Annotated in this window: 9 protein-coding genes and 1 tRNA gene; 3 read left to right on the plus strand and 7 right to left on the minus strand. The window is 72.6% G+C overall.

Annotated elements, in window-relative coordinates:
* Nucleotides 1-133: 133 nt before the first annotated feature.
* Nucleotides 134-808: a sigma-70 family RNA polymerase sigma factor gene (locus AB0J10_RS22230; RefSeq protein WP_363064136.1), complete on the plus strand. Its 675-nt coding sequence runs from the start codon at nucleotides 134-136 to the stop codon at nucleotides 806-808.
* A gap of 111 nt (nucleotides 809-919) precedes the next feature.
* Here AB0J10_RS22230 and AB0J10_RS22235 read toward each other — a convergent pair whose 3' ends face one another.
* Nucleotides 920-1,552: an NAD(P)H-dependent oxidoreductase gene (locus AB0J10_RS22235; protein ID WP_363064174.1), complete on the minus strand. Its 633-nt coding sequence runs from the start codon at nucleotides 1,550-1,552 to the stop codon at nucleotides 920-922.
* Between the two features lie 613 nt (nucleotides 1,553-2,165).
* On the opposite strand from AB0J10_RS22235, the gene AB0J10_RS22240 reads away from it, so the two are divergent.
* Nucleotides 2,166-4,385 (plus strand): MMPL family transporter, encoded by a 2,220-nt coding sequence (locus tag AB0J10_RS22240; protein ID WP_363064138.1) that lies wholly within the window; start codon nucleotides 2,166-2,168, stop codon nucleotides 4,383-4,385.
* A 244-nt stretch (nucleotides 4,386-4,629) separates the two neighbouring features.
* Here AB0J10_RS22240 and AB0J10_RS22245 read toward each other — a convergent pair whose 3' ends face one another.
* From AB0J10_RS22245 to AB0J10_RS22270, 6 genes are all read right to left on the minus strand, one after another.
* On the minus strand, nucleotides 4,630-5,829 hold the full coding sequence (locus AB0J10_RS22245) for a VWA-like domain-containing protein (protein WP_363064140.1): 1,200 nt from the start codon (nucleotides 5,827-5,829) through the stop codon (nucleotides 4,630-4,632).
* Between the two features lie 13 nt (nucleotides 5,830-5,842).
* The gene (locus AB0J10_RS22250) at nucleotides 5,843-7,054 is read right to left on the minus strand and encodes an AAA family ATPase (protein WP_363064142.1); all 1,212 of its coding nucleotides are present in this window, start codon (nucleotides 7,052-7,054) and stop codon (nucleotides 5,843-5,845) included.
* On the minus strand, nucleotides 7,051-8,829 hold the full coding sequence (locus AB0J10_RS22255) for an ankyrin repeat domain-containing protein (RefSeq protein WP_363064144.1): 1,779 nt from the start codon (nucleotides 8,827-8,829) through the stop codon (nucleotides 7,051-7,053). The genes AB0J10_RS22250 and AB0J10_RS22255 overlap by 4 nt, the downstream gene beginning before the upstream one ends.
* A gap of 509 nt (nucleotides 8,830-9,338) precedes the next feature.
* Nucleotides 9,339-9,414 (minus strand) — tRNA-OTHER (locus AB0J10_RS22260).
* A gap of 11 nt (nucleotides 9,415-9,425) precedes the next feature.
* Nucleotides 9,426-9,620: a hypothetical protein gene (locus AB0J10_RS22265; RefSeq protein WP_363064146.1), complete on the minus strand. Its 195-nt coding sequence runs from the start codon at nucleotides 9,618-9,620 to the stop codon at nucleotides 9,426-9,428.
* Nucleotides 9,621-9,696: 76 nt separating this feature from the next.
* Nucleotides 9,697-10,518: a hypothetical protein gene (locus AB0J10_RS22270; RefSeq protein ID WP_363064148.1), complete on the minus strand. Its 822-nt coding sequence runs from the start codon at nucleotides 10,516-10,518 to the stop codon at nucleotides 9,697-9,699.
* A 374-nt stretch (nucleotides 10,519-10,892) separates the two neighbouring features.
* On the opposite strand from AB0J10_RS22270, the gene AB0J10_RS22275 reads away from it, so the two are divergent.
* Nucleotides 10,893-11,396 (plus strand): hypothetical protein, encoded by a 504-nt coding sequence (locus AB0J10_RS22275; protein ID WP_363064150.1) that lies wholly within the window; start codon nucleotides 10,893-10,895, stop codon nucleotides 11,394-11,396.
* The last annotated feature ends 91 nt before the right edge of the window (nucleotides 11,397-11,487 follow it).

Consider the following 11,487-nt stretch of genomic DNA (forward strand, 5'->3'; position numbering starts at 1 on the left):
GGCTCCCCGAAGACACGCCCCCGCGTGCTTCGGGCATCGGCCGTGCCATTCGGCAGGCCGTACCACTCACCGGGCTCAGCCGTTTCGCAGCGGCCCCGGATCTCCCGAAGGACTTCTGGCGATGAGACTTGCCATGACGCTGCAATCCGACCCGGACCAGCTCGATCACGGGATCGACACCGACGCGACAGTGACTCGATTGGCCCTGACCGCGCGCGCCGGCGACCCCGACGCCGTCGAGGAGTTCGTGCGCGCCCTCCACCGCGACATCTGGCGCTACGTCGCCTACCTCAGCGCCGACAGACAGGCGGCGGACGACCTCACTCAGGAGACCTTCCTCAGGGCCCTGGGCAGTCTCCACCGGTTCGAAGGGCGCTCCTCGGCCCGCACCTGGCTGCTCTCGATCGCCCGACGCACCGTGGTGGACAGCCTCCGGCACGCGGCCGCACGTCCCCGTCTGTCTGATCGGGACGATTGGCAAGCGGTGGCTGAGGAGACCCAGCCGCGTGGAACCCCGGGGTTCGAGGACGGGATCGCACTCGCCGAACTCCTGGCGCAGATTCCGGCCGAACGTCGGGAGGCTTTCGTCGTCACCCAACTCCTCGGCCTTCCCTACGCCCAGGCGGCCGAGGCGATGGGCTGCCCGATCGGGACGGTCCGTTCGCGCGTGGCTCGTGCTCGCACGTCACTGATCGGCCTTCTCACGGACGGCGACACACCGACGGCGCCGGAGAATCGCGTGTCCCCAGGGGACCGGGGAAGGCGTTCGGCTGCCGGAAAGTGGAGCGTGATGGCGGCCGTGGCCTGATGTGCGTTCGGGCCGGGGCTCGTCGTCCCTGTCGGAGGCGAGCCCCGGCCCGGCCGTCGGCGTGGGCACCCCGCCCGGAGTGCGTCGCCCGTCGGGAACGGTGATCCGGCTTCAGGACTCGGCGCGTTGGGTGACCGGCGCGCTGCTGCGGTCGCCGAGGAACTCGTACCAGCGGTGCTGCAGGCACGGGTACTGGATGTCCGCCTCGACCAGGTCCAGGAACGAGTCCACGGTCGCCGCCAGACGTTCCTGGAGCCCGCCGTCGGTCAGGTCACCGCTGTCGGTGAAAGCCTGGTGAGCGGCGGCGAGACTGAACATTCCGGGGTAGACGCGAGCCCCGAGGTGCTCCAGGGGTACGCGCAGGGCCCACAGGCCCCGGTTGCCGCCCACCATGGACGGTGACGCCGAGACCAGCAGCGTCTGCTTGTCCTTGAAGGGCTGCGGCCGGAAGCGGGAGACCCAGTCGACGGCGTTCTTCACGGTGCCCGGTACCGAGGCGTTGTACTCGGGGGAGGCGATGACGAGGGCCTGTGCGGCCTCGATGCGCTCCCGCAGGGCGGCGGAGCCCGGGGGAGGCCCCTTCGCCTCCTCGGCGTCCCCGTCGTACGGGGGGACGGCGAACTCGCGCAGGCCGGCGAGGTCGACCAGGGCGCCCGTCCGTCCGACGAGCCTGCCGACCAGCTTGGCCAGGCGCTCGTTGAGGGAGCCGGTCCGGGACGAGCCGGAGAGGACGAACACCCGCAGGGCCGAGCGGCCGACAGGTGGGGGCGGCACTCCCGAGCCGTCGGGGACGGGGGCGGAGTCGTTCATGATCGTGCCCTTCTCTTCGTTGGACGGCGCTCGTCGTCGGTCGAGGTCGTGGACTTCCCACCGCCGTCGATCATGACGCCGGCGCCCTCCTTGTGCACCCATGCCGCGGCTCCGGCGCGCCCGGAGTGCACGGACGGGCCGTCGGGGGCCCGCCTTGACGCATCGTCATGGTTCGACCTGGCGTCGACCTGCCCCGGGGGCCGCCGGCGGAGTGTGGGGCGGGGCATCGGCGTTCACCAGGAACCGACCGCTCGGGACGCGCCGGATCGTCCCGGTGCGGCCCTGGAGGAACGCGACGGCCGATGGGCGGCTGACGGGAACTGGTTCGGCGAGGGAACGAAATGCGGCGTACACGCATCTGCGGATCTCCCCCTCGGGGAAGAGGCGCAGGGGGCCGCAGTACACCCAATGCAGTACGCCGGTCCAGCCCCAGGGACGGATCAATTCAGGCTGAACCCGGGCGAGCATGAACGGGTAGCCCGGTCAGAGCCCCTGCCTTCCCATCTGCCGGGTCTCGTCCTGCCCGTATCCGACGGATTGGTCCCAGGTGGCTACGTTCCTCTACCGACTCGGCCGACGCGCCTTCCGGCGCCGCGGTCTCATCGCCCTGCTGTGGGTGGCCGTACTCGTGGGCGCCGGCGTGGCCGCGTCCGCCGCGCCCGCCCCTCCCGAAGACTCCTTCTCCATGCCAGGCACCGAGTCCCAGAAGGCGTTCGACCTGCTCGAGGAGCGCTTCCCGGCGGCCGGCGCCGAAGGCGCCACCGCGCGCGTCGTGATCCGCGCCCCCGAGGGCGGGAAGATATCCGACCCGGCCGGCAAGGCCAGGGTCGAGCAACTGGTCACCGCCCTCGGCGACGGTCCGCAGGTCGCCTCGGTGGCCGACCCGTTCCGGGCGGGCGCCGTCAGCGAGGACGGCACGACCGCGTACGCCTCGGTGACGTACACGGTCAATGCCATGGAGCTGACCGACCAGGCCCGCGAGTCGCTCACCGCGGCCACCGACGACGCGCGCAGCGGCGGCTTCACCGTCGAGACCGGCGGCGACGCGGTCATGGCCGAGCAGGAGATGGGCGGCACCGCTGAGCTGATCGGCATCGGTGTTGCGGCGGTCGTGCTCCTGCTGACCTTCGGATCCCTCGTCGCGGCCGGCATGCCGCTGCTCTCGGCGATCATCGGGGTGGGCATCGGCATCTCCGGAATCGGAGCGCTCGGCAGCACGTTGGAGCTGTCCGCCACGACCTCCACGCTCGCCATGATGATCGGCCTGGCGGTCGCCATCGACTACGCCCTTTTCATCGTCTCGCGCTACCGCGCCGAAATCGCCGAGGGCCGCACGCCCGAGGAGGCCGCGGGACGCGCGGTCGGCACCGCCGGCTCCGCCGTGGTCTTCGCGGGACTCACCGTCATCGTGGCCCTGGCGGGCCTCGCGGTGGTCAACATTCCGATCCTCACCAAGATGGGTCTGGCCGCCGCCGCCACGGTCGGTATCGCCGTGCTGATCGCGCTCACCATGACCCCGGCGCTGCTCGGCTTCGCCGGAAGGAGGGCACTCAGCCGCAGGGACCGCAAGGCGGCCGCCGGACAGCGGACGGCGTCCGCCAAGCCGAAGCTCGGCACCCGCTGGGCCCGCTTCGTCCTGCGCCGTCCGGTGACCGTGCTGCTCACCGCGGTGGTCGGCCTCGGCGTCGTTGCCCTGCCGGCCACCAGCCTGGAGCTGGGCCTGCCGGACGAGGGCAGTTCGGCACCCGACACCACCCAGCGCAAGGCATACGACATGCTGTCCGAGTCCTTCGGCGCCGGGTTCAACGGTCCGCTGATGGTCACCGTCGACACGCGGGGCGCCGACGACGCGAAGGCCGCCGCCGCGGCCGTCGGCAAGGAGATCACCGGCCTGGGCGAGGCCGCCGCCGTCACCCCGGCGAACTTCAACGAGCGGGGTGACACCGCCGTCCTCACCGTCGTGCCCAGGACCGGGCCGAGTGACGCGGCCACGGAGGAGCTGGTCAGGGACATCCGCTCGCTGTCCGACGGCATCAGGTCCGAGACGGGCGCGACCATCCTGGTCACGGGCATGACCGCGATGACGATCGACTTCTCCCAGACCCTGGACGATGCGCTGATCCCGTACCTCGCCCTGGTCGTCGGCCTCGCCTTCCTGCTCCTGATGCTGGTGTTCCGCTCCGTCCTCGTCCCCCTGAAGGCGGCCCTGGGCTTCCTGCTCTCGGTGGCGGCGGCGCTCGGCGCGGTGGTCGCGGTGTTCCAGTGGGGCTGGCTCGCGGACGTGTTCGGCGCGGACCAGCCGGGTCCGATCATGTCGATGATGCCCATCTTCATGATCGGCGTGGTCTTCGGCCTGGCGATGGACTACGAGGTCTTCCTCGTGACCCGCATGCGCGAGGCCTACGTTCACGGATCGTCCGCCGCCGAGTCGGTCACCACCGGCTTCACCCACGGCGGCCGGGTCGTCGCGGCAGCCGCGATCATCATGATCAGTGTCTTCTCCGGCTTCATCCTGGAGGACGACGACATGATCAAGATGATGGGCTTCGGCCTCGCCATCGCGGTCCTCTTCGACGCCTTCGTCGTGCGCATGGCCATCGTGCCCGCCGTGCTCGCGCTGCTGGGCACCAAGGCGTGGTGGTTGCCCGCGTGGTTGGACCGCATCCTGCCCGACGTCGACGTCGAGGGCGAGAAGCTCCGCAAGGAACTCGGCGACGACGCCGAGTCCGCGGAACCCGCCCGCGAGCCCGAGACGGCCGGGGTCTGACGGGCCCCGCGGGGGACGCGGCCGCTCCACGGCAGTCGCGTCCCCCCGAACGCAAGCCGGTCGCGAGGTCCCCTTGCGGGACCCACGGCTCACACCCGGCACCGGCCCAGAACGCCTCCTCCGGCTGTCCCGGCACGGACGCCACCAGTCGGCGGACGCTCGTACCCGGCGCAGCGCCTGGCAGCAACAGCACGCGGACCAGCAGGGCGCGCCGAGGCCGTGCGGCCCGAGGCGTCGCCGGAGTTCAGAGCCCGCCCAGTGGGACCCGCACCGTCTCCACCCAGCGCGGAGGATCCGGAGCGGCGGAGCCGATCAGCGCGGCGACGACCCGGCAGGAGGACGGCTCGGCGTCCGGCCAGGGCGTATGACCGTCCGTCAGTACGACGACGAAGTCGGGCCGGCCGGGCCGGGCGAGGGCCGCCCCGATGCCGACGCGCATGTCCGTGCCCCCGCCGCCGGCCAGTTCCACTTGGTCGGCCGAGGCCACCCGGGACACGGTGTGCACATCGGCGTCGCAGGCCAGCACCGTGACCCGATCGCCCCGTACGCCGACCTCCCGCAGCACTCCGGTGATCTCGGCCATGGCGGCGGCGAGTTCGTCCTCTCCCATGGAGCCGGAGGTGTCCACCACGACGGTGACGCGCGGCAACGGGCGGCGCAGGCTCGGCAGGACCACCCCGCGCAGCGCCGGAGTGCGGCGTGACGGGCGCCGGTAGGTGTAGTCGACGGCGCCGCCCGCCCACCCCGCGGCCGCCCGTACCGCGCCGGACAGGGCCCCCCGCCAGTCCACGGTGGGTTGCAGGACCTGTTCCGCCCAGCGCTGCCAGCCCGCGGGGAGCGTGCCCCGGGCCCGTTGGTGCGCCCGCACGGCCTCGGCAGTGGTGCGGCGCAGGGCATCCGCCTCGGCCGGGCCGAGGCGGGCGGGGCCGTGCGGTCCGCCCAGCTCCCAGGGCACGCTCTGCCCGTGGGCCCCGGACCCGCAGTCGGGTCCCCGCACCCCGGGCGGGAGCCGGTCGACGTATGCCTCGAACAACTGCCCTTCGGGCAGGCCGAAGCGGCGCGGCTCCATCCGCCCCTCGGGGAGGGGAAGACCGTCGGCGAGGAGGTCGTCGTTGATCTCGCAGTCCTGAGCGACGTTGACGCGGTAGCGGTCGTACCGGTCGGCCCAGGGGAGCCTGTCGGCCCTGCCGTGGTGGTCGCGCAGCACGTGGGACGCCTCGTGCACCCACACGGCGGCGAGTTCCGCTACGGGGGTCGCGTCCACGAAGGCGGGAGAGACGTAGGCGCGCCAGTGCCGGTCCACGCCCATGGTCGGTACCTGGAGGGACGGCACCACCGTCAGCGCGTACAGGGCCGACGCAAGGTACGGGCGTTCGGTCGCCGCGCGGTAGCGGGCGGCGAGCAGTCTGGTCGTGTCGAGCGTCGGCTCCGGTCCGTGGCTCATGGCAGCCGGCTCCTCAGCCGTCGGCCAGGGCGCCGGACTGCCGGAGCAGGTCCAGGAAGGCGTCCATGCCCGCGGGCACCGGCCAGTCGGCGCGGCGCATCGCGGCCAGATCGGTGGCGGCGCGGGCGGCGACGTCGGGCACGCCCGCGTCGACGGCCTTGGCGAGGACCGTCCAGCCCGCCTCCCAGCGTTCCCGGGTGAGGTCGCTCCGGACGGCAGCCACCACTGCGATGAGGAACGCCAACTGCCGGTCGCCGCGCTCGGGCAGGGCGAAGGCGTCCGGGGCGGCCAGGACCCGGTCCGGGTCCGGCAGGTCGAGATGCTCCAGGAACGACAGCAGTTCGATGCCCGCGCCGTCGCCGACGGCGCCCGTGAGCGCGGCCGCCAGGGCCTCGCGGCCGGCCCCGGTCGCGTAGCCGACGGCGAGCATCCGCAGGGCCATCTCCCAGCTGCGGGGTGAGGGCCAGGCCCGGCCCCGGCTCCCGGCGTCACCGGGGACGTGGTGGACCAGTCCGGGGCGAGCGGTGAGGAAGCCGGAGATCACACCGCGGGCGCGGGCGGCCGCGCCCGGGGCCTTCGCGGGGTCGACGACGGGGACGGCGAACTCCGGCCAGGTGCCGGCCATGCCCCGGGCCACGGTGGGCGGGTCGTGGGTCCAGCTCAGGTGCACGAACCGGTTGGCGAGTGGCGGGCTCAGGTGCCAGCCGTCGGCGGCGCTCGACGGAGGGTTGGCGGCGGCGACGATCCGGACGGCCTCGGGCAGGGCCAGGCTCCCGACTCGGCGCTCGAGGACCACGCGCAGCAGCGCTGCCTGGACGGCGGGCGGCGCGGAGGACAGCTCGTCGAAGAAGAGCAGTCCGTGCCCGGTGCGGGCGAGGCGGACCGCCCAGTCGGGCGGGGCCATGGGCACGCCGGTGGTGGCCGGCTCGTCGCCGACGACGGGCAGGCCGGCGAAGTCGGACGGCTCGTGCACGCTGGCGATGACCGTTTCCAGCGGCAGGCCGAGCCCTGCGGCCAGCTGTCGAAGTCCGGCGGACTTGCCGATGCCGGGCTCACCCCACAGCAGCACGGGCTGGTTGGCGGTCACCGCGAGGGCGAGGGCCTCCAGCCGGGAGTCGGCGGCCGGCTCCGTACGGGTGGTGCCCAGCGCTCGGTTGAGCGCGTCGGCGGCGGCGAGCGGCCCGGCCGGATGAGCCGGGCAGGGCCGGGCGGTGGCGCCGGTCACCAGTCCATGTCCTCATCGGTCGTCCTCTTCGCCTTCCTCGCCCTTGTCTCCGAGGTGTGAGCCCGTACCTCCCAGACGTCGTCGCCGAGGCCGGGATGCTCCGTGCGGACCCGGTCGCGGAGGAAGGCCAGGTCGCCCCTTCCGCGGAGCCTGATGACGTGGGCCAGTGACATGCCCGACGGGTCCACCGTGTCGATTCTCGCTCCGGTGGCGATCAGCGCCTCCACGAGGGTGCGTGATCCGCCTTCGGAGACGGCCGTGAACAGCGGTGTCCGGCCGGAGTCGTCGGCGGCCTCCAGGTCCGCTCCCGCCGACAGCAGCCGGGGCAGCAACTCCTCGTGGTCCAGGAGGTACAGGGCGTGCAGCAGGGTACGCCCGGCACCGTCGCGAACGCGCGGGGCGACGCCCGAGTCCAGGAGTGCCCGCACGCCCGGGGCGTCGCCGTGCTCGGCGCGCCGGAAGAGTTCGGCCCGCTGGGCGCGCAGTGCCTTCGGCAGCCGGCCGGAGGCGGACGTCCAGGCATGCTCCACGGCGAAGCAACCGGTGACGGCACCGCCGAAGGCGCGCAGGGCGCGTTCCCGGCGCTGTTCCTCCTCGGCGTGGGGCATCCGGAGGCCGCCGCCGTCCCAGGCGACCTGGTGCCACTCGCCGCGGCAACGCACGCGGACCGGTTCGGGGGCTTTAGGGCCGGGTGGTCCCGCGGCGCCGTCGGTGACCTCCAGGGCGGGGAACAGAGCACCGGCGACCAGTGGGTGCAACCGCGCGGCTGCCACCTGCCCGCCCCGGACGAGATCGAGGTCGGGCAGCCGGCGCCAGAGGACTTCGGGCAGATGCGGCACGGATGCGAGCCGGTCGGGCACGGCCAGGCTCGCCCGGAGCGTCCCGCAAGGGCCGGGCTCGGAGAACTCCAGCAGTACGGCGGCTCCGTGGTTGAGCGGGATCTGGAAGCGGCTGCTCCCTCGCTCCTGGGAGAGGCGCCGGATCTCGGGGGCCAGGCGGGGGAGGTTGAGTAGGCACCCGCGCAGCAGGGTTTCCGGCTCGACGCGGTACCAGCTCCTGGTGGTGGGCGGGGTCAGGTCGAGGCCGATGCCCGCGGCGGCGAACGCCGCTTCCAGTTCGCCGTGCTCGTGCAGCCGGGTGATCCACTCGCTGCGGGCCGCCGGGTCGCCGGAGCCCGGATCGGCCGTGGGCAGCTCGTCCGGCGGCAATGGGGTGCCGTCGGCGCGGCAGAACGGCGCCCGCTCCCGGCTGCCGCCGCACCGCTCGCGGAGCGCGGCCGTGTGCCGGGCGTCCCACAGGTGCCGGGCCGAGGTCCAGTCGTGGACACGGGGGCCGCTGTCGCTGAGGAACTCCCGGACACCGGGGATCGCGCAGTGCAGCACGAGGCGTTGGGGGCCTTCCGGCCGGCGCGGGGTCGTTGCGAACAGCAAGGGCCCGGCCGGCCGTTCGGCGGGTGGACCGTAGCGGGCCAGGAGAACGGTCCTGCCGGGGACGAGCCGGGTATGCCCGCCTCGTGCGTAGCGGGGCAGGTGCCAGCGCAACAGATCGGGCACGAAATGGCGCAGGTCGTCCAGGAGCGCGGCGGCGGTCTCGGCGCCGTGACGGGCGGCGATCTCCGCAGGGACGAAGTCGATGTCCACGCGGGCCGCGGCGCAGGCGGCGGCCCAGTCCCCGGCGAGGCGGTGTGCGGTGGCCTGCTCGATCATCCATGGGGGCACGGCGTGGCGGCGGATCCGTCGCCACGCCGCTGCTGATTCGGGTGGGAAGGAGCTCACCGGTGGACACGTCCTTTCGCAGGCAGGCCGAGGTTCTCGGTGGGTCCCGGGACCGGTCGCAGCCGCTGGTGGTGCTGCTCCCGGCGGGGGAAGGCGGGGAGGCCCACGCACTCCAGGGGCGAGCCGTCGGCAGCGACCGACGGGAGCGCCCTGGCACCCCGGAGGCTTCGGCCGCGGTGGCGCGGTTCCGGGCGGCTCCGCGGGCTGCCGGGCGGGGCGGCGGCTTGGGCGCCGCCGGTGGCGGTGGCATCGAGCCTGTGCTCGGAGGGCGGCAGACCCCGGCCGAGGGGGCCTCGGCGCTGCCGACGGCGCGGGTTTCCGGCGGGGCCGGCGGCGTGGCCGCCGAGGCCGAGGGGGACCTGGCGGGCGAGGCCGGCGGCAGGGGAGGCGAGCGGGGTGCCGCGGCGCCCGATCGCGCGGCCGCGTACGGGGCCCGGCTGCGTCATCACCACTCCACCGGTGTGTGTCGCCGGTGTCCGGCGTTCGGCGTCCTCCACAGGGAACAAGGGTGGCAGGACCGACCGGATTCGAACCGGCGTCCTCCTACTTGACGTTTGGGCGCGACGACCACTGCGCTACGGCCCTGCCAGGCGTGATCATAGCCAGCGATCGGAGGCGCCGTCGTCGGGGTCGATGACGACAAGGTCACCGTAGCCGTCCATCGGTCCCGAGAAGTCCCGCCAGCCGGGTGCCGGAGCCGCTGACACCGGCCCCGTCATCAGCGATGCGGCGGCGGCGAGCGCCGCCCCCACCGTCAACGTGGTCTCCCCCTCACGGCGTTCCTTCCGCATGGGCCGTGCTGCCCGCTGCTTGTCGGCCGGGCTTCTGGTTCCGGTCTCCGGTACGTCCCGCCGAGGGCGGCTGAGGCTACCGCTTCGCCGCACCGCTGATGAACTCGTCCCAGGTGGCGACGGTCTTCGTCGGCGGCGCGGTGATGGCGGGGACGGCGCCGAAATCGGAGTACTCCTCGGTCAGCAGGACCTTGCCCTTGCCGTCGGACTCCCTGGACCTGAGAACCAGGTCGTCCTTGCCCACCCACATGTCGATGACGACCTTGGTCTGGCCGTTCTTCCTGGCCAGTTCGACATAGCCGTCGCGTACGTCCTTGTCCATCGCGGGGCCGTTGTATCCGGCCAGTTCGTCGATGACGACGGTGCCGCGGTAGTGGTCGGCGGTCCGGCCGCCCACCTTCTCCTCGGCGATCCATTCGGTCGACTTCGTGGCGCCGAGGGCGCCCGCGTACTCGGTGATGTACCCGGCGGCACGCGAGTCGCCGGGGTCCGCCGGCTGTTCGCCGGAGTCTCCGAGGTCCATGGTGTACCAGCTCTTGCCGGGGACCCTGTCCGACTTCACATAGATCGATCCACCGAGGAGGACCGTGTGGTTGAAGCCGCTCGGGTTCTCCTCGGTCCCGCGGCCCCACGACTTGATGACGGTTGCGGCCGGCTTGCGCTGGTAGAGCATCTCGGACCTGTCGGAAGCGCCCTCCCCGGTCTGAACGGTCCGGTACGAGGACTGCGCCGCCGTCTTCTTCACCGCGGCCTTCAGCACGGCGTGGGCGTTGGTGCGCGCGGACTGCGACGCACCTGTGCGCGACTCCCGGTCCGCGCCACCACTGCACCCCGTGAGCACCGCGGCGAGCGCCGCTCCCGCGACGACCGGCACCAAACCCCTGACCATGACCAGCACGGCTCTCTCCCCCGTTGACCTCTTCCGCGTGATCGTATCCCTTTGCCCCGGCTGCCCGTGTCGCGGCCCGGATCAAGCTGTGAGTGCGAGGGTCCCTCGCCGGGGCTCGCCGGTGTTCTCCGCTGGAGGTGTTCGGGGGAGTACGGCGGTGACGGCTCTTCTCGGTCGTGCCCCGTGGGGGGCTGACGTCGAATCAGGCCGAGAGGTTCCGGGTGGGAGCCGTGAGCCTTGTCATGCAAGATCGTTCTTTACTCTTCCTTTGCGGACTGCCAGAGTCTCGACTCGTGATCATCTTCCCTGTGACGGGGTGGTGGTCACGGACCCGTCTCCCTGACCTGGGGCGGGGTGTCGACCAATGGGGAATTGATTCAACGATGCGCAAGACCACGATGCGCCGTATATCGCTGGCCGGGATCGCGGCTGTGACCAGCGGTGCTCTGCTTGTGGCGGTGGCTCCCGCCGCCACGGCGGCCGACGCCGCCCGGGGGACGGCCGGCGCCGTGACCGTCGGGTCCGGGTCGAAGGCTCCGGCGCTCACACAGGAGCAGCGCGAGTTCATCGAGAAGGAGATGGGCCCCGAGGCTCTGGCCGAGATCGAGAAGGGCATGAAGACCAAGGGCTTCGCCTTCCCGATCGCCGCGGCCGCCATCGGTGCCGCCGCATGGTGTGCGAAGGGAGCCCTTGCCAGCATTCCGACGTCGGTGCTCAGCGACATCGCGGCGGGCAAGGCGTCCAGCAAGAAGACCTACGTCCGCAACGCCGTCATCGGCTGCCTCGGCGGTGAGATCGGCGGTGTCGTCTGGAAGTTCCTGCCGGGCTGGGTCAAGAACAAGGCCATCAACATGACGATCGCCTTCATCATCAAGTACATCCGCTAGATGAATGAGTCCGATGTGTGTGCTGGTCGCGACCATGGCGAAGGGCGCCCGTTGGTCAGTGTGTGAAGACAAACCTGGACGCCCTTCTGGC

Source organism: Streptomyces sp. NPDC049887 (assembly GCF_040656535.1).
Classification (GTDB): Bacteria; Actinomycetota; Actinomycetes; order Streptomycetales; family Streptomycetaceae; genus Streptomyces.